Here is a 22,463-nt window from a genome sequence, read left to right as displayed (position 1 = left end):
GGGTGAGGATCGACGATGACCGAGACGCGGCCCGCACAGAGTCGTGAATTCGACTTCAGGGTGGTCAACCAGGCGGTGATCAACGAGTACCGGGCCACCGGCGGGAAGCTGGAGAAGACCCTGGCCGGCTCACGCCTGCTGCTGCTGACCACGGTCGGTGAGACCACCGGACGCCCGCACACCACGCCGCTCGGCTACGTACCGGACGAATCCGAGCTGCCAGCCGCGGCCGACGGCTCCGCGGACGAGGCTGGCAGCTCCGGCGAGGCTGGCAGCTCCGGCGAGGCCGACCGGTCGGAGGGCTCGGGATCCCGCCGCCTGGTCGTCTACGCGTCGAACATGGCCGCCGGCGAGCATCCGCAGTGGTACCGCAACCTGCTGGCACAGCCGAAGGTCACCGTCGAGGTCGACACCGACCGGTTCGACGCGCAGGCGTCCACCGCCACCGGCGCCCAGCGGGAGCGGCTGTACGAGGCACTGGTGGAGGGCATGCCGGGAATCCGCTCCCACCAGGAGCAGACCACCCGGGAGATCCCCGTCGTCATCCTCGCGCCGCTGCGCTGAGGCCTCCCCGACCCTCTCCGAGGGCTCGCCGACGGAACACCGCCAGGCGGCCGCGCCTCCCGCGGGAGGCGCGCTAGCCGCGGTGGGAGGCGGCGCGGGCGGTCAGCAGGCGCAGCAACTCAGGCCCGATCTGGGTAACGTCTCCGGCACCCAGGGTGAGGACGACGTCCCCTGGGCGGGCCCGGTCCATCAGCTGGCCCGGAACCGCCGACCAGGACGGCTCGTAGCCGACCTCGGCCTGCCCGCCGCGCGCCGCCAGGGCGACCCGCGCACCGCCGGCTCCCGGCTCGGGTGCCTGGGCGGCGCCGTAGACGTCCATCACGACGACCGAGTCGGCGGACCGCAGCGCCTCACCCAGCCGCTCGGCGAGCAGCGCGGTGCGGCTGTACAGATGCGGCTGGAACGCGACGACCACCCGTCCGCCGCTGGCGAGCGCCCGCGCGGTGGAGATCGCGGCAGTGACCCGGTCCGGGTGGTTGGCGTAGTCGTCGACGACCCGGACCCCGGCGGCCGAGCCCAGCGGCTCGAACCGGCGCCGGACCCCGGCGAACGACGCCAGCCCGGCGAGCAGGCCGTCCGCGGGCGCCCCCAGGGCGAGCCCCGTCGCCAGCGCGGCCGCGGCGTCCAGCAGGTGATGGCGGCCGGGCACCCGCAGCGACATCCGGCCCAGGCGTACGCCGTGAGCGATGATCTCGGCGCTGGTGCCCGCGGTGGAGACCTCCGCCGCGACGATGCGCAGGTCCGCGGACGGTCCGAACCCGTACCCGGTCAGCCACGGCCCCCGCCCACCGGACCTGCCGGCGCCCCCGGTGGCCTCGGTGGCCTTGGCGGCATGGCGTGCCGCCTCGGTGGCGAGGCTCCAGGCGGCCTCGTCGTCCACGCAGGCGACCAGGAAGCCGTCGGGCTCGACCCGGTGCAGGAAGGTCGCGAACGACGCGCGCAGGGCGGGCACCGTCCGGTAGAAGTCCAGATGCTCGTCGGCCACCCCGGTGAGCACCGCACCGTGCGGCTGGAGCTGCCAGAACGCGCCGCCGTCCTCGTCGGCCTCGACGATCATCAGATCGGAGCTGCCCGCGTGGGTCTGTGACCCCGCCTCGCCGGGGTCCCCCCCGACGGCGAAGGTGGGGTCCTCCCCGCACGCCTGCAACGCGGCGGTGAGCATCATCGCCGCGGTCGTCTTCCCGTGCGAGCCCGCGACCGCGACGCCCCGATGCCCCTGCATCAGCCCGGCGAGCGCGGCGGAGCGGGTCAGGATCCGCAGCTCACGCCGGCGGGCCTCGGCCAGCTCGGGATCTTCGGCGGGCACCGCGGGCGCCACCACGACGAGATCGACGCCGGCCAGGCCGCCCGGGTCGAAGCCGGCCGGATCACGACCCACCGTGACCGGAACACCCAGCGCCCGCAGCTGCGCCAGCTGGCGGGACTCGACCGCGTCGCTCCCGGACACCACCGCGCCCCGGGCGACCAGCAGCCGCGCGAGGCCGCTCATGGCTACTCCGCCGATACCGACGAGGTGGACCCGCCGCCATCCCTTGGGAAGATCGCGCGCCATCACGCCGGAGTCCTCAGCCCGCCGCGTGCCGGGGACCCGAATGGCGGCGGGTCGCCTCCGCCTGTCTGATCATCTCGACGATCGTCCGGGCGGCGTCCGGATGCCCGCTGCCCGCACACGCCGCGGACATCTTGCCCAGCCGCTCCGGTGACGTCAGCAGCGGCAGCAGGTTGGCGGCCAGCCACTCGGGGCTCAGCTCGGCGTCCTCCACCAGCAGGCCACCACCGGCCTCGACCGTGGGGAGCGCGTTGCGCCGCTGCTCGCCGTTGCCGTGCGGCAGCGGGACGTACACGGCCGGCAGACCGACGGCGGCGAGCTCCGCGCAGGTCATCGCGCCGGACCGGCACAGGCTCACGTCAGCCGCGGCATAGGCGGACGGAATGTGGTCCAGGTAGGGCAGCACGCGGTACGGCGCGGGCAGGCCCGCCGGCAGCGCGGCGACGACCTCGTCGTAGTTCTTCGGCCCGGCGGCATGCAGGACCTGGATGCCCGCACCGGTCAGGGCCCGCGCGGCACCGACGGCCGCGCTGTTCAGCGAGCGGGCGCCCTGCGAGCCGCCGAACACCAGCAGGGTCGCCCGGTGCGGGTCAAGGCCGTAGCGGGCCCGGGCGTCCCGGGCGGCCGGCACCGAGCGGTCCAGGGTGAGGATCTCCTCGCGCAGCGGGATCCCCGTCAGCGTGGCGCCCCGCAGCGGGGTGCTGGGGTAGGACGTGGCGACGAACGAGGTGAGGCGCGCGCCCAGCCGGTTGGCCAGGCCCGGCAGCGGGTTGGCCTCGTGCACGACGATCGGCACCTTCGCCCGGCGCGCCGCGAGATAGGCCGGCACGGCGACATACCCGCCGAAGCCGACGACGACGTCCGCGCGCACCTCCCGCATCGCCGCGCGGGCCGCGCCGACCGCGGCCAGCAGCCGGTTCGGCACGGTCAGCAGCGCCGGGGTCGGACGCCTGGGCATCGGCACCTTCGGCACGGTGGCCAGCTGGTACCCGCGCGCGGGCACCAGCTTCGCCTCCAGGCCGGTCTCGGTGCCCAGCAGGGTCACCCGGATCCGCGGGTTGTCCGCACGCAGCGCGTCGGCCACCGCGAGCGCCGGTTCCACATGGCCGGCAGTTCCGCCGCCGGCGAGCAGCACACTTCGCAACATCGGCCCTGACGATTCCACATCGGCACCGGCCGCACACAACATGGTCGGTCGCAGGCCCGGCGTGGCTCGCCGGGCCTGCCCGTCCGGGCCCGGTCCGGGCCATGTCCGAGCCTCGGGCGGGGCATGTCCGAGCCTGGGGCGGGTCTGCTCGGGTCGGTTCAGGTCTGCTCGGGTCAGGCCGGGTCCTGCGCGAGAGGAGCGGCTGCGGAGCGGCGGCGGCGGCGCAGCCAGACCCGGTTCGCCCGGCCCTCCCGGCGCGCCTCGGCGCGTTGCGCCAGGTACCGCGCGGCGTCGGGCTCGGCCCGCGCGAAGGCCAGCAGCATGCCGAGGGCGCCCATCGTCGGCAGCAGCGCCGACCCGCCGAACGACACCAGCGGAAGGGTCACCCCGGTGATCGGCAGCAGCCCGACGACCGCGCCCATGTTCACGACGGCCTGCGCGATGAGCCACGCGGTCACCCCCGCGGCGGCGAGCCGGATGAACAGGTCGTCGGTGCGGTGCGCGATGCGCAGACCGGCGTAGCCCATCACCCCGAACAGGCCGACCGTCACCAGGCTGCCCAGCAGGCCCAGCTCCTCACCGATGATCGCGAGGATGAAGTCGGTGTGGACGGCGGGCAGCAGGTCCGGCCACTTCTCCTTGGACGCCCCCAGCCCCTCCCCCCACCAGCCACCGGATGACAGCGCGTAGATGCCCTGGACGGCCTGGAACCCGGTGTTGCTGGCGTCCGCGAACGGATCACGGAACGACATCAGCCGCTCCAGCCGGTACGGCGCGCTGATCGCCAGGACGGTGGCGGCGGCGACCATGCCGCCCAGCAGGCCGGCGTAGATCCGCAGCGGGGTCCCGACGACCCAGAGCACGGCCAGCGGCACGACGGTGACGCAGATGGAGCCCCCGAGATCGGGCTCCAGCATCAGCAGCAGGTCGACGAACAGGAAGCCGGGCACCACCGGGATGATCAGATGCTTCCAGTCGACCAGCAGGCGGTGCTTGCGGACGAGGACGTCCGAGCACCACAGCAACAGCGCGATCTTCGCGAACTCGCTGGGCTGCAGGGTGTACGGACCGACCGGGATCCACTGCCTGGAGCCGTTCTCGACATGCCCGATCCCGGGCACGAGCACCGCCATCAGCAGCACCACCGTGATGCCGAGCAGCGGGTAGGCGGCCGCGCGGAAGACCCGCACCGGCAGGCGACTGGCGATCACCAGCAGCGGGATCCCGATGCCGGCCCAGGTCGCCTGCCGCAGGAACAGCGTGTAGGACGAACCGAAGTCCTGACGGGACCGCACGCTGGACGCGGAGAGCACCATCACCAGGCCCAGCAGCAACAGCAGCCCGGCGGAGGAGAGCAGCAGGTAGTACGACGCCATCGGGCGGTCGAGAATCGGCGTGCGCGGGTCGTCCACCCAGGACTCGCCGGCCTCGTCCGACACCGGCGGATCACCGCGACCGGGTTGCCCGGGACCCGCCGTGGCGATGGTGGCGGCCGTGGCGGCCACGGACGCCCTGGACGCCCTGGACGCCGCTCTGGACCCCCCGGACGACCCGGACGACCCGACGGAACCGGACGCGGTGCCGGTGGCGCGCCCGGGGCCCCCTGCCCGCGTGGTACGCGCGCCGGTCATGCGCTCGCTCACACTCCCCCTCCCCGACGCACCGGTGGGGACGGTCGCGCCGACGCGTTCAGCCTTCCCGTGCCCGCACGGCCGCGGTGAACAGGTCACCGCGCTCCGCGTAGTCACGGAACATGTCCATCGAGGCCACCGCGGGGGCGAGCAGCACCGTGTCACCCGGTGCCGCGAGCTTCATGGCGGCCTCCACCGCATCGTCCATGCCGCCGGCGCGTTCTACGGGGACATCGGGGGCGTGTCGGGCGAGAGCCGCGGCGATCTCGTCGGCGCACCGGCCCATCAGCACCACCGCGCGCAGGGTAGGCCGGGCCGTGACCACGAGATCGTCGAATTCCAGGCCCTTGTTGAGGCCGCCCGCGATCCATACCACCGACGGGTACGCGCGCAGCGACGACGCAGCCGCGTGCGGGTTGGTGGCCTTGCTGTCGTCGACGTAGCGGACACCGCGCAGGAGCCCGACGGTGGCGTTGCGGTGGGCTCCGGGGCGGAACATCGCGAGCGCGGCGCCGATGGCGGCCGGGTCCACGCCGTCCGCCCGGGCGAGCGCCGCCGCGGCGAGCGCGTTGGCGATGTTGTGCGGCCCGAGGTCGGCGCCGACGGTGGGCAGCGAGCTGGCGGCCAGCCCGCCCGGCTCGGCCCGCACGGCCTGGTCGACACTCGCGCCCCGGCCGGCGGCCACCCGACCGGCGGCACCCGAGCCGCGACCCGGTGAGTGGCCGGCCGCGCCGAGGTCGGCGACCGCGATCAGCCGGCCGCCGGAGAAGGCACGGTCGACCAGATAGCCGCCGACCACGGTGAGATCGGGCCGCGGGCTGCCGTTCGGGTCCAGGCCGAAGGTGATCCGCCGGCCGGGTGCCCGCGCCAGCAGCTCCAGGCTGGCCGGATCGTCCGCGTTGCCCACCGCCACGGTCTGCGGCGCCGCCCAGATCCGTGCCTTGGCCGCCGCGTGGGCCGCGGCCCCGCCGTGCCAGTCCAGGTGGTCCGGCGCCACGTTGAGCACCGCTGCGGCGCGCGGCGCGACGGTCTGGGTGTAGTGCAGCTGGAAGCTCGACAGCTCGACCGCGAGGACGTCGTAGGGCGGGCGGGCGTCGACCGCCGTCACCAGCGGCGTGCCGATGTTGCCGGCCGTGGTGGCCCGCCGGCCACCGGCGAGCAGCATCGCGCCGAGCATCTCGGTCGTCGTGGTCTTCCCGTTGGTTCCGGTGATCGCGAGCCAGCGGGACAGCCCGCGCCAGCGCCAGGCGAGCTCGACCTCCCCCCACACCGGGACACCGGCGGCCGCCGCGGCCCGCAGCAGCGGCGTCGTGGGTGGCACGCCCGGCGACGTCACGACCAGTGTGGCCGCTCCGTGGCCCGCCGGGAGCCCGCCGAGGCGGACCTCGACACCGTGCTGGCGCAGCCGGTGGGCCGCCGTGTGCTGGCCGGGGCCGTCGGCCGCGTCGACGGCCGTCACCCGTGCCCCGCGGGCTGCCAGCGCCTCGGCCGCCGCGACGCCGGAAAGACCGACCCCGACCACCAGAACCGGCCTTCCCGCCAGCTCGGACGCGTCCAGGATCTCGGCGCCTCCCGCCGGGGCCGGTCCCGTCGCCATCGGTCCTGGCGTCATCGGCCCTGGTGTGCTGTCCGGATCGTTCCTCGCGCCCGCGGCCCCCCCGGAAGCGATGTCCGCCTCTCCGCCGCGCCGCGATCCGGACCTACTCATCGTCAACCGCCCCCATGGGAGAGAAACTCGGCGTAGAACAGCCCCAGCCCGAACGCGACCGCCAGTCCGGAAACAATCCAGAATCGGATGATCACAGTAGTCTCGGGCCATTCGGCAAGCTCGAAGTGATGGTGAATGGGCGCCATGTTGAACACCCGCTTCTTCGTCGCCTTGAAGAAGGCCACCTGAATCATCACCGACAGGGTCTCGATCACGAACAGGCCGCCCAGCACGAACAGCAGCAGCTCGGTGCGGCTGACGATCGCGATGCTGGCGAAGGCCCCGCCGAGCGCCAGTGAACCGGTGTCACCCATGAAGATCTTGGCCGGGCTGGCGTTCCACCACAGGAAGCCGAAGCACGCACCCATCGCCGCGGCGGCCACCAGCGCGACGTCCAGCGGGTCACGCACGTAGTAGCAGCCCTGGGTGAGCGCACCGGCCTCGCAGATGTTGCCGAACTGCCAGAACGAGATGACGACATAGGCACCGAAGACCATCGCCGAGGTGCCGGCCGCGAGCCCGTCCAGGCCGTCGGTCAGGTTCACCGCGTTCGACGTCGCGGCGATGATGATCCAGGCCAGCAGCGGGAACCCGATCAGCCCGACCGAGAAGCCGGTGTCACGCACCACCGAGATGAACGTCGAGCCCGRCAGCAGGCCGGCGTCGTTCTTGAACCGGACGRCCAGCAGCCCGAAGGCCAGCGCGACCGCCGCCTGGCCCGCGAACTTGGTCCGCGCCGTGAGGCCCAGGCTGCGCTGCTTGCGGATCTTTATGTAGTCGTCCAGGAAGCCGACCACACCCAGGCCGGTCATCACCATCAGCACCAGCAGGCCCGACGCGGTGAGGCCGATGCCGGCCACCAGATGCGCGACGAAATAGCCGACCAGTGTGGCGAGGATGATGACGGTGCCGCCCATGGTGGGCGTGCCTCGCTTGGTCAGGTGGCTGGACGGGCCGTCCTCGCGGATCTCCTGCCCATAGCCCTGGCGTCGGAAGAAACGAATCACCGACGGGGTGCCGAGCAGCGAGACCACCAGCGCGACCAGCGCGGCGACGAGAACGCCTCTCACGCGAATGTCACCCGCGCGTGCCAGGTTCGCCGGAGTGCCCCACCGTATTCCACGTGTACTCGGTCCCCTCGATCGCGGCGCCCGCGACGCCGTCCTTTCGATCTTCCTGACCGGCACCGCTGCCCGTGACAGGCCCCGCTGCCAGCCCCGCCGCCACTGCTTCGAGCCCGAACGACCGGCTCGCCTTCACCAGCACCACATCGCCGGGACGGACCTGCCCTCCCAGGAAGGCCACGGCCTCGTCGACACCCGGCACCCAGGTCGACTCGCCCGCCCAGCCGACGTCCTCCCGGGCGGCCTCGTGCATCCCGAGAGCGCCCGGCCCGACCGCGACCAGCCGCGGCACGCCGAGACTCGCGACGAGCCGGCCGAGGTCGCGATGGGCCTCGGCCGCGCCGGCACCGAGCTCACCCATCGGCCCGAGCACCGCCCACGCCCGCCCGTCGCCCCGGATGTCCAGCAGTGCCGCCAGCGCGGCACGCATCGACTCCGGGTTCGCGTTGTAGGCGTCGTTGAGCACCACGACACCGCCGGGGGTGGTGGTGACCTCCATCCGCCACCGGCTGCGCGGCCGGGCCCGTTCCAGCGCCGCCGCGGCGTCGGCCGGTGCGAGGCCCAGCCCGATCGCCGCGGCAGCGGCGGCCAGCGCGTTGGCGACCTGGTGTGCCCCGATCAGCCCCAGCCGCAGCCGGTGGCGCTCACCCGAGGCCAGCAGGTCGAACGCGGCCCGCCCGGCGGCGTCCACCTCGATCCGCTCGGCGCGGACGTCCGCCCCGGCGCCGGTACCGAACAGCATGACCTTCGCCGATGCCTGCACCCGGGCCGCCATCGGCGCCACCAGCGGGTCGTCCGCGTTGAGCACGACCAGCTCGCTGGCCGCCTCGGCCAGCTCGCCCTTCGCGACGGCGATACCGCGGCGGCCGTCGGCGTACTCACCGACGTGGGCCGACCCGACGTTGAGGACGAGCCCCACCTGCGGACGGGCCAGCGCGCACAGCGTGGCGATGTGCCCGATGCCGCGAGCGCCCATCTCCAGCACCACGAAGCGCGTCTCCGGCTCCGCGCGGAGCATGGTCAGCGGCAGGCCGATCTCGTTGTTGAACGATCCCACCGCGGCGACCGTGGCACCCAGCCCGCCGGGCCCGCCGGAGCCATCGGCCGCACTGTCGCCGTCCGGCCCGCCGAGCAGGTCGGCCAGCAGGTCCTTCGTGGTGGTCTTGCCCGCCGAACCCGTCACGCCGATCACCGTGGCCGTGTAGCGGTCACGGACGCTCGCGGCCAGCGCCGCCAGGCCCACCGCCGGATCGGTGACGATGACCGCCGGCACGCCCACCGGCCGCGCCGCCAGCGCCGCCAGCGCACCGGACCCGACGGCCGCGGCCGCGAAGTCGTGCCCGTCGACCCGCTCCCCGGGCAACGCCACGAACAGCGAGCCCGGGGCGACCTGCCGGGAGTCGATCACCACCGAGGTGACCAGGGCCGCCGGGTCCACGCCCGCGCAGTCGGCGAGCCGGCCCCTGGTCGCTGCCGCCACCTCGGCGAGGCTCAGCGCGATCACCGCGCGGCCCGCAGCGCCGCGGCCAGCACCTCACGGTCGTCGAACGGGGTGATCACGCCGGCGACGTTCTGCCCGGTCTCGTGCCCCTTGCCCGCGACCACCACGGCGTCGGCCGGCCCGGCCGCGGCGACCGCCAGCGCGATCGCCGCCGCCCGGTCGGGCTCGACGACGAACCGGCCCATGCCGGCCACCTCACGGGCGCCGGCGACGACCTGGTCGAGGATCACGGCCGGGTCCTCCGACCGGGGGTTGTCGTTGGTGAACACCGCGAGGTCCGCGAGCCGGGCGGCGGCGGCGCCCATCAGCGGCCGTTTCGCGCGGTCCCGGTCACCGCCGCAGCCCAGCACGACGATCACCCGCCCGGTCACCAGCGGGCGGACCGCCTCGAGCAGGGTGACCACAGCGTCCGGGGTGTGCGCGAAGTCGACGACGGCGAGGAACGGCTGGCCCCCGTCGACCCGCTCCATCCGGCCCGGAACGCCGGTCAGCGAGGAGATCCCCTCCGCCGCCGCCTCCAGCGGGACTCCGGCCGCGGCCAGCAGGGCCAGCGCGCCAAGGGCGTTCGCCAGGTTGAACCGGCCGGGCAGCGCTACCGAGAGGTCCGCCTTGGCCCCGTCCGGGCCGAGCGCGCGGCACACCGTGCCGGCCGGGCCGGCGACGACATCCTCCGGCCACCAGTCGGCGTCCGCACCGGTGACAGAGTAGGTTCGCGCGTCCGGGCGCTGCCGCGCGAGGCGGCGGCCCCAGTCGTCGTCGACGCAGATCACCGCGGCCTTGCTGCGCCCGGCCTCGAACAGCGCCGCCTTGGCGGCGAAGTAGTCCTCCATCGTCGGATGGAAGTCCAGGTGGTCCTGGCTGAGGTTGGTGAAGGCGGCGCCGGTGAACCGCAGCGCGTCGACCCGGTGCTGGGCCAGCGCGTGGCTGGAGACCTCCATCACCGCCGCGGTGACCCCGCGCTCGACCATCGTCGCGAACAGGGCCTGCAGGTCGCTGGACTCGGGCGTGGTCCGCACCGACGGGACGACCGTGCCGCCGATGCGGGTCTGCACCGTGCCGATCAGGCCGGTGGTGTGGCCGGCGGCCCGCAGGCCGGCGTCCAGCAGGAACGCGGTCGTGGTCTTGCCGTTGGTTCCGGTGACACCGAGCAGCGTCAGCGCCTGGGTCGGCCGGCCGTACACCCAGGCGGCCGCCGGGGCCAGGTCGCGGCGCGGGTCGTCGGTCACCAGCACGGGGACCCCGACCCGGCCGGCCAGCCGGGCGGCACCGGACGCATCAGTGAGCACCGCGACCGCCCCCGCGGCGACGGCACCGACGGCGAAGTCGGCGCCGTGCACGTTCGCGCCGGGCAGGGCCGCGTACAGATCGCCGGGGATCACCGCACGCGAGTCATGGGTGACGCCGGTGACGCGGACGTCATCGAGGCGCACGCCGGGGCCGGGCTCACCGGAGGGGCCGGGCTCACCGGAGGGCTCGAACGCGACGGCGACGGGGTGCAGGACGCCAGGCAGAGCGGCCAGCGACCGCGGTGACGGCGCTGCCGGACGTAGTGCCGGGGAGGTCACGGACACGACCTTAGTGGGCGGGGAGTCAGGGGATCCGCACGGGCGTCGTGGACGCCGGTGGTCCACCGGGACGACCTGGCCGTCTTCGGGCAGCTCACCGGCGAACCGCCAGCCAGAACAGGGCGCGCCGCCCCGGACACTCCGGACACGGAGGGCGTGCGCGGCTCGGTGGGACGGTCACAGGCCGGCACGGTGCTAGCGGTCCAGATCGAGGACCAGCGGCTCCGGCCTGGTCCCCGGCGGCGGCACCCCCAGCGTCGTGAGCGCGAAACTCATCACCTTGGAGAAGACGGGCGCGGCGACCTCGCCGCCGTAGTACGCCTTCTGCGGGTTGTCGAGCACGACCTCGACGACGATCTGCGGATCGTCCGCCGGGGCGAAGCCGATGAACGACGAGACGTAGCCCTTGTAGCCCCCGCTGGCCGCGTCGTACCGCTTGGCGGTACCGGTCTTGCCGGCCACCCGGTAGCCGGTGACCTCGGCGGCCGGGGCGGTGCCCTGGTCTGTGGCCACCTCCTCGAGCATGCGGGTGAGGGTGGTCGCCGTCTCGGTCGAGATCACCCGGCGCTCGGGCTCACGCGCTGTCTCCTGCGCCACCCCGTCCGGGCCGATGATGGCGTCCACCAGCCGCGGCGCGACCCGCAGGCCGCCGTTCGCCACGGTCGCGTAGACCGACGCCATCTGGATCGCGGTCGCCGACATGCCCTGGCCGTAGGCGATGGTCGCCGCCTGGCTGCCCGACCAGTCCGACGCCGCCGGCAGGATGCCCGCCGTCTCACCCGGGAAGTCGAGCTCGGTCTTCTCACCGAGACCGAACGCGCGCATCATCTCCTCCAGGTTGGCGCTGCCCACCCGTTCGGCGATCTGCACGGTCCCGATGTTGCTCGACCGCGCGAGCACACCGGCCGCGGTGAGGTGCTCCGTCCCGTGCGGCTCGGAGTCGTTGATCCTGACCCCACCCCGTTCGATGGACGACGGAACGGTGATCGGTGTCGTCGCGTCGATCAGGCTGCGGTCGAGCGCCGCGGCCATCGTGATGACCTTGTTGACACTGCCCGGTTCGAAGGCCTGGCCGGTGGAGCGGTTCCCGATCGCGTCCTGGTCCCGTTCGGTGATGTTGTTCGGGTCGTACTGGGGAGCGTCGGCCAGGGCCAGCAGGTCCCCCGTCTTCGGCTGCATCACCACGATGGTCCCGCCGTCGGCCTCGGAGTCCCGCACCGCCTCCGCGATCGCTCGCTGCGCCTCCCACTGGATGTCCTTCTCGATGGTGAGGCGCAGCGTCGATCCGTCGACCGGCTCCTTCTCCATGCTCTGCGCGGACGGGATCTCGCGTCCGGACGGGTCCGCCTCGATCTGGCGGCGGCCGTTCGTGCCGTGCAGCACGTCGTCGTAGGCCAGCTCCAGCCCGGCGCGGCCGTCGAGGACGTCGTTGTCACCGCGGCTGGTGAAGCCGACGAAGTTCGCGCCGAGGGTCCCCGCGGGATAGCTGCGCCCCCGCTCGTCCAGGACGCCGATGCCGCTCAGGCCCAGCCCGGTGACCTCGTCGCCGACCGACCGTTCGAACCCCCGGCCGAGGTAGACGAACCGTGCCTTGCGGTTCGTCGTCATCAGCTTCCGCAGCTCGTTCTCGGATCTGCCGATCACAGGCGCGAGCTTGCGCGCGGCCGTGAGGATCTCGGCCTCGGACATCACGAACGGGTCCGCGTAGACGGCGCGCTGCTCGATGTCCCGTGCCAGCGGGTAACCATGCCGGTCGGTGATCATTCCACGGTCGGCGGGCAGCACCGACTTGCGCAGGACCTGCTGGTGCGCCGCCTCCGCGTAGGCCGACGACCCGAAGCCCTGCAGCTGCGCGAGCCGGCCGGCGATCACGACCAGCACGGCGACCATCAGGACGACGGACGCCCGGATCCGCCGCCGCGGGCTCGCGAGCACGAACGGTCGTGGGGCACGCGTGGCGGAGCCGTCCAGCCCGCGCCGTGCCGGCGGACGCCGCCCGGCTGACCCGGTCCGGCTCCGAGCCGCCCCGCGAACAGGCGCGCCCCGGACGGGCCTGGTCCTGGAAGCCCCCGCGGTACCGCGGGCAGTGGAACGCGCCGGCTGACGGCCCGTCCCTGCCGCCCCACTCCTCGCCGAGGACGCACCCCGGGCCGAGGACCCGGCGCGCTCCGCCGAACGGCCACGGTCAGCCGAGCGGCCGCGAGCCGACGTGCCACCGGCCGACGTGCCGCCGGCCGAGGTCCGCCGGCCGCCACGGGCGGGCACGGATCCAGGCGCCGCCCGCGGGCCGGTGATCGTCTCGACGCCGTCGACCTCGGCATCCGTGTAGTCGTCGAACCAGTCGTCCTCGACCGGATCGGGATCTCGACGGACCGGCGGGCGGCGAGCGGGGGCACCGCGCGGGGGCACCCGGCGCGCGGGAGGCACCCGCGGGCGCTCCTGCTCCGGATCACGGCCGGAGAACCGGCGCACCGCCGGGTCGAGCAGGTCGTCGCTGCCCGAGCTCGGCTCCGCGGGCGAGCTGGTGACGAGACGCAGCCGGGAACGTCCACGGCCGGATGCCGGCCCGCGACCCGTCGAGCTCACTGACCGGCTACCGCCTCTCCACCGGCTCGGGCACCGGCGGCGGGCTCGCCACCCGCCGCCGCCCCGTCGCCGCTCGTGGCCTGGCCGTCCGCCGAAGCCGATCCCTGCGCCTGAGCCTGGCCCTGGCCCTGCGCCGCCGTGCCGGTCCCCACGGCGCCACCTGTCCCCGAGGGCGTACCGGCTCCCGCGGATGCGGTCGTCCCGGCGGTGCCCGTCGCGTCCTGACCGGCGCCGGTTCCGGTCGCGGTCGCGGTCGCGGTCGTTCCGGTCGCGGTCGTTCCGGCCGCGGCGGATCCGGTCGAGGCCGTTCCGTCGGCCGCCGCCGACGGGACCACCACCAGCAGCATCCCGCTGCCCGCCTCGCGGGTGAGCACACGCGCACCCGGCGGCAGCGGTGCGTCGCGCGGCAGGAACACGGGCACTTCGCCGGCAACCATCCCGAGCTGGGTGGCACGTGCGGCGAGCTGGCCCGGGTCCGACTGCTCGTCGAGCTGGACCGACAGCTCCTGCTCCTGACGGGCCAGCGTGGCGGCCTTCTGCTCGAGCTCGTCCGCATGGAACGCGTGCTCCATGAGCGCGATGTTGAGCAGGAGCAGGGACAGCAGGCCCGCTCCCATCAGGACGAGCAGAAGAGCCACGAAGGGACCACGCGGTGCGTTCGACCGCCCTGGGAGACGCCAGGACGACAGCCGTGGCCAGTCCGGGCGCAGCAGCGGCGAGCCCAGCGGCGGCGCGCTCGTGGCACCGACCCCCATCGACGTGGCCAACCGGCCGGATCCCGGCCGCGCCGCACCAGCCCGCGCAGTCGCGCCGGAACGGCTCGCCGCCGCACCAGAGCTGGCTGCGGCCGATCCGGAACGGCTCGCCGCCGCACCAGAGCTGGCTGCGGCCGATCCGGAACGGCTCGCCGCGGTACCTGAACGAGTCGCCGCCGTCGCGGCGGCCGCACGGGCCGTGCCCGCGCCGGACCTGGTCGCGGCTGTGGCGGATCGGGAGGCTGCCGTGGATCGGGAGGCTGCCGTGGATCGGGAGGCTGCCGCGGCCGATCGGCTCGTGGTCGTGCGGGCGGCACCGGCTCCCCGGGCTACGGAGGACCGGCCGGCGCCCGACCGCACGGTGCCGCTGCCCGCCGCGCCCGATCGTGCGCCGCCGCGGGCACGCGGGGCCGCCGTGCCCGCGCGAGCGGCCCTCGTCGCGGCGGGACGCGTTCCGGTTCCGTCCATCGTCTGGTCTTCCATGTCGGCGTAGCCGGCGATGTCGACGCCGGCACCTTCGTGGTTCTGGCCGCGCGAGCGGGCCCGGCCGGAGCCGGTGCTCCGATCGCGCCTGGCCGGCTCGGACGCCGAGCCGTCCCGCTGCGGGATCACGCCGCCACGGCCGCGCTGCCCGGTGGCCTCGTCGTACGTCCCGGTGACCTGGCCGTACGTCTCGCCGGATTCGACGGACTCGACGGACTCGCCGGACTCGACGGACTGGTCGTGCGTCACGGTGGCCTGACCGGCCCGGTCGTATGCGGCATCGGCATACGCGCTGCTGTCGTATGCACCCTCGTCGTAGTCGGCCCGGTCGTATGCGGTGCTGTCATAGACGTACTCGGCGCGGCGGAACTCAGGCCCGGCCGGGTCCGTCCCGTGGCCCGCGGAACCGGACGCGCGACGAGCCGGACGGGCGCGACCGCCACGGGGCAGCGGGTGCGCGGGAGCGGTCATCGGACACCTCCGGTCGGGTTCTGTGCACGGCCCGGCTCGGCCGCCACGCGTTCCACGGCACGCAGGCGGACGGATCCGGCCCGCGCGTTCCGCTCGATCTCCTGGTCGGACGCCGGCTCGGCGCCACGGGTCAGCCAGCGCAGCGTCGGGCGGGCGTCGTCGGGAATCACCGGCATATCCGGCGGTACGGCTGGAACCGCCCGCGGCCCGAGCGCGCGTTTCACCAGCCGGTCCTCCAGGGAGTGGTAGGAGAGCACCACCAGCCGGCCGCCCACCGCCAGCGCGTCGAATGCGGCCGGCAGCGCCCGCTCGAGCACATCCAGTTCGGTGTTCACCTCAATACGCAATGCCTGGAAGGTTCGCTTCGCGGGATTCCCGCCGGTGCGCCGGGCCGCCGCCGGAATGGCATCGCGGATGAGGTCCACCAGCCGCGCGGATGTGGTGAACGGGGCCGTCTGCCGCGCGCTCACCACCGCCTGCGCGATCCGGCGGGCGAAGCGCTCCTCGCCGTAGTTCCGCAGGATGCGGGTAAGGGAGTCGACATCGTAGGTGTTAAGCACGTCGGCCGCGGTCGGCCCGCGCTCCTGGTCCATCCGCATGTCCAGCGGCGCGTCCCGGGAGTACGCGAATCCGCGTTCATCCATGTCGAGCTGCATGGAGGAGACACCGAGGTCGAACAGAATCCCGTTCACCTCGGCGACACCCAGCCCGGAAAGAGCGTCCGGCAGCTGGTCGTAGACCGTGTGCACCAGATCCACCCGGGTACCGAGGTCGCCCAGCCGGTGGCGGCTGTAGGCGAGGGCGCGCTGATCGCGGTCAAGCCCGATGAGCCGGGCCCGCGGAAATGCCTCAAGCAGGGCCAGGGAATGCCCACCCAGCCCCACGGTCGTGTCCACCACGATCGCCCCGGGCCCCTGCATGGCGGGAGTGAGCAGCTCGACGACGCGCTCGGTCAGCACCGGCGTGTGCGTGACGTCCACTGCCAACCCCTCGGCCCTTGTCGAAAACTGGAACATCCCCCGGACGGTCACGCCGGTTCAGGTGACGCCGGGCGCGCCGCCGCCGGCGCGCTGTGATCCTCTTCCATCTCACGGTGCACGGATCAGGGATGCCGCGAGTCCGCGCCGACGACGGAAGCGGCTCTGCGAGGGAACGGCCGATGGGGTCGTACACCCAGGTCCCGCCCCGCTCGTTCGCCGGACGCCGGGGAAGTGGCGGCCGGTGGGAGCGGGGGGAGACCTCGACAGACGACCGATGGTCACATCGTGCCTGTGAAAACTCAGATGACTCCGGGCAGAACCTCCTCCGACAGCTCGGCGAAGGTCTCCTCCTGGTCCGCCAGATAGGTCTCCCATCGGGTGGAGTCCCAGATCTCGACCCTGGTGTTGGCGCCGTTCACCACACACTCGCGGGACAACCCGGCATAAGTGCGTAGCGCAGCGGGAATAGTGATCCGCCCCTGCCGGTCGGGAACGTCGTCCGCCGCCGAGGAGAAGAACACACGACTGTAGTCACGAAGCGCCTTTGCCGTGACCGGAGCCGTACGAAGGGACTCACTGATCCGGGCGAACTCCGCCAGAGGGAACACGTAGAGACAACGCTCTTGCCCCTTTGTGATCACTAGCCCCCCTTCCAGCTCTTCCCGGAACTTCGCCGGCAGCGTCAGTCGCCCTTTGTCGTCCAGCCGCGGCGTGTGGCTGCCGAGAAACACCGGCACCTCCCCGCCTGGCTCCGACCGAGACGCGCCCTGGCCACCAGAGACGACGGTTGGTTCACCCGACGGCAGCTGTTCACCAGACGACGGCTACCCGCGCCGCAAGCTCCCCTCCCCCACTGCGCGCCACTCTACTCCACTCCCCCCCACCTCACACCCCCATGACACCCCGCTACACCCCACCTCCCCCACTCCGGACGGGAGCAGCGGTTGTTCGCCACTACGAAGGTGGTATAAAGCGGCTGAATTGGCGATTGATTGATCACAGAGCGCAATCGGCAAATGTTACGAATGCGCATCACGGTGCGAGCCGAGACCGCGCTCCATCACCCACTGCCGGCCCAGCAAGGACCAACGACGACCAGTCGCCCCGGGCACCCCCGAACGGATGTCACACTCAGAGGGGAGCAGGACACGTCGCGGTCATGTCCGGGTGGTGTAGCGGGGGGACCCGTGAGACGACCGGGACGCCACGGGACAACATTCCCGTAACGGTGGCAGCGGCCAGGACACGAGATCCAAGGGAGGCCGACACCGTGGTGACGGAGCCGGGAGTTCTGCGTTGGCATGACCCCGCGGCCGACATAGATCACTTGTCCGAGGTCGCCGACCGGGTGCGCCGCTCGGCGGAGACCGTCATCGACGGCAAGTCAGATGTGATCCGCACCGCGTTGGTCGTCCTGTTCGCCGAGGGCCACCTGCTGATCGAGGACGTGCCCGGTGTCGGCAAGACCATGCTGGCCAAGGCGCTCGCCCGCTCCATCGACGCCCGGGTCCGCCGGATCCAGTTCACCCCGGACCTGCTGCCCAGCGACGTGACCGGGGTGAGCGTCTACAACCAGGGAACCCGCGACTTCGAGTTCCGGCCCGGCCCGGTCTTCGCGAACATCGTGGTCGGCGACGAGATCAACCGTGCGGAACCGAAGGCACAGTCGGCGCTCCTGGAATGCATGGAGGAGCACCAGGTGACCGTGGACGGGGTCACCTACCGCCTCGAGCCGCCCTTCATGGTCATCGCCACCCAGAACCCGATCGAGATGGACGGCACCCGGGCGCTGCCGGAGGCCCAGCGCGACCGGTTCACCGCCCGGGTCTCGATGGGCTACCCCTCCCCCGCCGCCGAGCTGGCGATGCTCGACAACCACGGGCAGAACGATCCGCTGACGGGTGTCGCCCCCGTGACCAACGCGGCCGAGGTGGCCAAGCTCGCCGGCCTGGTCCGCTCCGTGCACGTCTCGGACGAGGTCCGGCAGTACATCGTCGACCTGGTCGGCGCCACCCGGCGACATCCCGAGATCACGCTGGGGGCGTCACCGCGGGCGGCCCTGCACCTCATCCGCACCGCGCGGGCACACGCGGCCATCGACCGGCGCGGCTACGTGCTCCCCGACGACGTCCAGGCACTGGCCAGTGCCGTGCTCGCGCACCGCCTCCTGCTGCACCCGGAGATCACGCTCTCCGGTGAGCCGACGAACGACATCGCGGCGCGGATCGTCACCGACCTGATCGCCCGGATCCCGGTCGCCCGGCAGGCGCAACCGCGGCCGCCGCGGCGCGGTCGCTAGAGACACGTGCACGACTACATCGCCGCACTGCGCGGGCTGACGGTACGCGGCTGCTCCTTCCTCGCCGCCGGTGGAGCGTGCATCGCCGCGGCCGCGATCATCGGCGAGCAGGACCTGCTCGCCGTCGCCCTCCTGCTGCTGATGTTCCCCCTGGTCGCGGCCGCGTTCGTCGCCCGGACGCGCTACCGCCTGGCCTGCACGCGCCGGCTCGACCCACCCCGGGTGACCGCCGGGGATACCGTCGCGGTACGGATCCGGCTGGACAACGTCTCCCGGCTGCGCTCGTCCGTCCTGCTCGTCGAGGACGTGACATCCCATCTCGGCCACCGGGCACGTTTCGTGGTGGACCGCATCGAGCCGGGCGGCTCGCGTGACCTGTCGTACTCCATGCGGGCCCAGACCCGCGGCCGGTACCAGGTCGGGCCGCTGACCATCCGGCTGACCGATCCGTTCGGCCTGTGCGAGCTGGAACGCAGCTTCCGCGGCAAGGACAACCTCACGGTCGCGCCCGCGCTCGAACGCATGCCGCTGGTGCCCTCCGTCGGGCTGTCGACGCTCAACAACGCGGTGCGCCGTTCCTCCGCTCGGGCAGGTGACGACGAATCGACGACCCGGCCCTACCAATCCGGAGACGACCTGCGCAAGGTCCACTGGAAGACCACGGCCCGGCTCGGTGAGCTGACGGTACGCAGAAGCGAGCGGCCACTCACCGGTGCGGCCACCGTGCTGCTCGACACCCGGGCCGACTCCTGGCCCGCGGACCATCCCGACGGCCCGTTCTCGTGGGCGGTCAGCGCGGCGGGCTCGATCGCGGTCAACCTCGCCCGCAGCGGCTACGGGGTGCGACTGCTCACCGGCAGCAGGGTGGCCGCCACCGGCCCCGGCAACGCCGTCGGCGCGCTGCTCGACCAGCTCGCGGTCATCGAGCCGAGCCCGTCCGCCCTGCTGAACCCGGCGCTGGCGAGCCTGCGGTCCGCGGAGCACTCCGGCATGGTGGTCGTCGTGCTCGGACGGGTCGACCAGGCCACTGCCACCCTGATCGCCGGTGCCCGGCCACGGAAGGCACCGGCGATCGCCGTGCTGACCGACATCGCTCAGTGGAGCGCCGAGGAGTCGACCGCCGCCAACACCGTCGAGATGTCCCGGCACATCCTGACCAGGCACGGGTGGACCGTGCTGGTCGCGGACCGCACGACACGGCTGGCGGACACCTGGCCGCGGATCTTCCGTCCTGGGGCGGGCGGCGGACGAACGCACTCGCGCCTCGGCGGTTTCGGTGCTGGTGCCGGTGCTGGTGCTGCGCCTGGCGCAGCCGGTGTCGGCGGCGGTGCCGCCGGCGCCGGCGGCACCAACACGCCGCGGCCAGGCTCGCGGCCGACCGGGGCCGGGCCGCGGACTCCCGTGCCGGGCTCGGCATCAGGCCCGGGTCCGGCACCCGGAACGGCACCGGGGGTGACGCCCACCCCGGCCCCGGGGCCCACCGGGCCGCTCTACCGACCCGGCTCGCCGTATGAGCCCTCCCCGACCGCGGCCACCACGGGCGGACCGGCCACCTCGGCAGGCCGCGGGTGGTGACCCCACGGCCGATCGCCTCCGTGTTCGGCGGCGCGGCCTGCCTGCTCGCCAGCACCGCCATGGCACCGCTGTTCGCCGGCACCATCTGGTGGTTCCGGCCTGTCCTGATCGCGACAGTGGTGGGGGTGGGCACGGCCGTCCTGGGCCGGCATGTCGGCCGGTCGATCCGGCACCCCGCGCTCACCGGCTTCTGCCTGAGCCTCGTCGGCCTGTGCATGTCCGTCACCGCGGTGGGCGCCCACGAGGCCGCGTTGCTCGGTCTCATCCCCACACCTGCCTCGACGTCGGCCCTGTTCGACCTGGCCACGCCGATCAGGGACGAGATCCGGCAGCTCGCGGTACCGGTGCCCGAGCAACCGGGCCTGGTCGTCCTGGTCCTCGTCGCTACCTACGTGGTCGTCATGGCCGTCGATCTGCTGGTCGTCGTCGTCGACCGGCCGGCGCTGGCGGGTATCCCGCTGCTCGCGCTCTTCCTCGTCCCGGCCGCCATCCTCCCCGCCGGCGTGGGCATCCTGCCCTTCGTGCTGGGCGCGATCGGTTTCGTCGCGCTGATGCTGCTGGACGGCAACCGCATGGTGACCAGGTGGGGCCGCCTGACGGGGGACCGCTCCCCCAGGATGATCAGCAACGGGCTGGGCGGGCTCGGGGCACAGATCGCCGCGGGCTGCCTGGTGATCGCGGCGGTCGTGCCGCTGGTGCTGCCGTCTCTGGACGGGCGGGGCGTGGTCAACAGAGGCAGCGCGATCGGGGCCAGCGAAGGCCGCAGCTCGGCCAGCGTCATCCAGCCCATCGTCTCGCTGTCCCAGCAGATCCACAACGAACGCGAGGTCCCGCTGCTGCGGGTGTCCACCGCCACCCCCAACTACCTGCGGCTCACCGCGCTGGAGAACTTCGACGGCCAGCGCTTCACGCTCCGGACGCTGAACGCCACCAAGGATGCCCGGGTCAGCGAGGGCCTGCCGGGACCCGAGGCGGACGTCCGTACCGTTCCGGTCGAAGCGACCGTGACGGTAAGTAAGGAGATGACCGAAAGGTACCTCCCCGTCCCGGGTATCCCCACCCGCTTCGACGGCCTGGTCGGCGACTGGCGCCTCGCCGAGCCGACCGGCACGGTGTTCTCCACCCGCACCTCCACCGCCGGGCTGCGCTACACCGTGCAGGCCGAGGTTCCCGATCCGACCTCCGAGCAGATCAGGGCCGCCACCGGCGCCGTGCCCGGCTCCATGGGCGTCGTGACCGCCCTGCCCGCCGGCCTCGATCCCCGGCTGCCGACGCTGCTCGACCGGGTCACCGCCCGCACCGACACCGACTACGCGAAGGTCGTCGCCATCCAGAACTATCTGCGTGGCCCGGACTTCACCTACGACCTGACCGGGGCGCCCACAGCTCAGGACGGCGCCCTCGCCGACTTCCTGTTCTCCAGCCGGCGTGGGTACTGCGAGCAGTTCGCCTCCGCCATGGCCGTGCTGGTACGGCTGCTCGGCCTGCCGTCCCGGGTCGCCATCGGTTTCACGCATGGAACGCAGCAGTCCGACGGCAGCTGGCTGATCACCAACAAGCAGGCACACGCCTGGCCCGAGGTCTGGTTCCCGACACTGGGCTGGATCCCCTTCGAGCCAACCCGCCGCACCGACGGGAGCACCCCCGCACCGGACTACGCACCGTCCACCGACCCGGCTGACGACGCGGGAGCGTCGTCCACCCCCGAGGCGGACGACTCGGTCGGGGTCGAGCCCACCCCGGTCGTGACGCCCGTTCCCGCGGACCCGGGCGCCCTCGATGAGGAGGCGGAGCAACCGGTGGGGTCGGCCGCCAGGGGTGCCCGGACGCATTCGTTCCCGCCGCCGTGGCTGCCCTGGGTCGGGCTGGGGCTCGGCGTTCTGGGGCTGCTCAGCGTGCCGGCGCTGACCCGGCTCGTGCTGCGACGGCGCCGCATGGCCGCGGGCCCGCACGGCCATGCGGGCTCGGCGGCTCCGACGGACGCGGCGCTGGTCGCTCGGGTCCACGCCGTCTGGGCCGAGCTTGTCGACATCGCCGCCGACCTCGGGATCCGGCTGCGAAGCAGCGACTCGCCACGATCCGGCGCGCAACGCCTGATCTCGTTCCTGGAGGCCGGGCCCGAGGCCGGATCGCCGGAGATCCTCGCGGCGCGGGACGCGCTGATGCGGCTGGCCACGGCCCAGGAACGGGCTCGCTACGCCCCAACGGGGACGATCGCGTTCGACCCTGCTCTGCTGACCGATCTGGCGCTGGCGCGCAGGGTGCTGTGGTCCGTCACGCCGCGTGGGCGGCGGGCGATGGCGACCGTGGCCCCGCCATCCGTACTGCGACGGATCACGCCGGGCCACGATGACAGACCGGTCCTCGCGGTGACCGGCAGCGGCCCCCGCGAGGGGGCCTAGCCGACCCAGCCGTCCTGGCGGGCCCAGCCGTCCTGGCGGGCCCAGCCAACCGGCGGACCCAGCCAAGGGGTCCTGGCGACCTGGCGGGAGCCTGGACTGACCCGGGACCTGGACCGCCGGCTG

The 22,463-nt window shown here is 73.4% G+C and carries 15 protein-coding genes; 4 read left to right on the top strand and 11 right to left on the bottom strand.

Features of this window, described 5'->3' with window-relative positions:
- Positions 1–15 precede the first annotated feature (15 nt).
- Positions 16–564 carry a nitroreductase/quinone reductase family protein gene (locus tag CcI49_RS02505; protein WP_054565824.1) on the top strand — a complete coding sequence of 183 codons (549 nt, stop codon included), beginning with the start codon at positions 16–18 and terminating at the stop codon, positions 562–564.
- 73 nt (positions 565–637) lie between these two features.
- Here the strand turns inward: CcI49_RS02505 and murC are convergent, their stop codons facing one another.
- The 11 genes from murC to mraZ all read right to left on the bottom strand — a co-directional run bounded on the left by murC (position 638) and on the right by mraZ (position 16,795).
- Positions 638–2,116: a UDP-N-acetylmuramate--L-alanine ligase gene (gene murC / locus CcI49_RS02500; RefSeq protein WP_076823933.1), complete on the bottom strand. Its 1,479-nt coding sequence runs from the start codon at positions 2,114–2,116 to the stop codon at positions 638–640.
- A 13-nt stretch (positions 2,117–2,129) separates the two neighbouring features.
- Positions 2,130–3,260 carry an undecaprenyldiphospho-muramoylpentapeptide beta-N-acetylglucosaminyltransferase gene (gene murG / locus CcI49_RS02495; RefSeq protein ID WP_054565822.1) on the bottom strand — a complete coding sequence of 377 codons (1,131 nt, stop codon included), beginning with the start codon at positions 3,258–3,260 and terminating at the stop codon, positions 2,130–2,132.
- Between the two features lie 173 nt (positions 3,261–3,433).
- The gene (ftsW, locus tag CcI49_RS02490; RefSeq protein WP_076823931.1) at positions 3,434–4,891 is read right to left on the bottom strand and encodes a putative lipid II flippase FtsW; all 1,458 of its coding nucleotides are present in this window, start codon (positions 4,889–4,891) and stop codon (positions 3,434–3,436) included.
- Positions 4,892–4,949: 58 nt separating this feature from the next.
- Positions 4,950–6,488: a UDP-N-acetylmuramoyl-L-alanine--D-glutamate ligase gene (gene murD / locus CcI49_RS02485; protein ID WP_054565820.1), complete on the bottom strand. Its 1,539-nt coding sequence runs from the start codon at positions 6,486–6,488 to the stop codon at positions 4,950–4,952.
- A gap of 113 nt (positions 6,489–6,601) precedes the next feature.
- Positions 6,602–7,669: a phospho-N-acetylmuramoyl-pentapeptide-transferase gene (mraY, locus tag CcI49_RS02480; protein WP_076823928.1), complete on the bottom strand. Its 1,068-nt coding sequence runs from the start codon at positions 7,667–7,669 to the stop codon at positions 6,602–6,604.
- Positions 7,670–7,676: 7 nt separating this feature from the next.
- Positions 7,677–9,227, bottom strand: coding sequence for a UDP-N-acetylmuramoyl-tripeptide--D-alanyl-D-alanine ligase (gene murF / locus CcI49_RS02475; RefSeq protein ID WP_076823926.1), 1,551 nt, complete (start codon positions 9,225–9,227; stop codon positions 7,677–7,679).
- A complete protein-coding gene (locus tag CcI49_RS02470; protein WP_076824234.1) occupies positions 9,224–10,789 on the bottom strand; it encodes a UDP-N-acetylmuramoyl-L-alanyl-D-glutamate--2,6-diaminopimelate ligase in 1,566 nt (521 codons plus the stop codon). The genes murF and CcI49_RS02470 overlap by 4 nt, the downstream gene beginning before the upstream one ends.
- A 195-nt stretch (positions 10,790–10,984) precedes the next feature.
- Positions 10,985–13,375, bottom strand: a complete 2,391-nt coding sequence (locus CcI49_RS02465) for a penicillin-binding protein 2 (RefSeq protein WP_076823924.1) — start codon at positions 13,373–13,375, stop codon at positions 10,985–10,987.
- Positions 13,372–15,084 (bottom strand): hypothetical protein, encoded by a 1,713-nt coding sequence (locus CcI49_RS41890; RefSeq protein WP_076823922.1) that lies wholly within the window; start codon positions 15,082–15,084, stop codon positions 13,372–13,374. Before CcI49_RS41890 ends, CcI49_RS02465 begins: the two co-directional genes overlap by 4 nt.
- A complete protein-coding gene (gene rsmH / locus CcI49_RS02455) occupies positions 15,081–16,100 on the bottom strand; it encodes a 16S rRNA (cytosine(1402)-N(4))-methyltransferase RsmH (RefSeq protein WP_198955435.1) in 1,020 nt (339 codons plus the stop codon). Before rsmH ends, CcI49_RS41890 begins: the two co-directional genes overlap by 4 nt.
- A gap of 263 nt (positions 16,101–16,363) precedes the next feature.
- Entirely contained in the window at positions 16,364–16,795 is a 432-nt protein-coding gene (mraZ, locus tag CcI49_RS02450) for a division/cell wall cluster transcriptional repressor MraZ (RefSeq protein ID WP_054565815.1), read from the bottom strand.
- A 539-nt stretch (positions 16,796–17,334) separates the two neighbouring features.
- Here mraZ and CcI49_RS02445 point away from each other — a divergent pair.
- From CcI49_RS02445 to CcI49_RS02435, 3 genes are read left to right on the top strand one after another with little or no spacing between them, the layout of a single operon-like run.
- Positions 17,335–18,363 (top strand): MoxR family ATPase, encoded by a 1,029-nt coding sequence (locus CcI49_RS02445; protein ID WP_054565814.1) that lies wholly within the window; start codon positions 17,335–17,337, stop codon positions 18,361–18,363.
- Positions 18,364–18,369: 6 nt separating this feature from the next.
- Entirely contained in the window at positions 18,370–19,938 is a 1,569-nt protein-coding gene (locus CcI49_RS02440; RefSeq protein ID WP_076823919.1) for a DUF58 domain-containing protein, read from the top strand.
- On the top strand, positions 19,935–22,340 hold the full coding sequence (locus CcI49_RS02435) for a DUF3488 and transglutaminase-like domain-containing protein (protein WP_083749275.1): 2,406 nt from the start codon (positions 19,935–19,937) through the stop codon (positions 22,338–22,340). The genes CcI49_RS02440 and CcI49_RS02435 overlap by 4 nt, the downstream gene beginning before the upstream one ends.
- Positions 22,341–22,463: the final 123 nt, after the last annotated feature.

It is taken from the genome of Frankia sp. CcI49 (genome assembly GCF_001983215.1).
Taxonomy (GTDB): domain Bacteria; phylum Actinomycetota; class Actinomycetes; order Frankiales; family Frankiaceae; genus Parafrankia; species Parafrankia irregularis.
The sequence above is the reverse complement of the archived record's forward strand: the minus strand, read 5'-3'. Positions and strand labels throughout refer to the sequence as shown.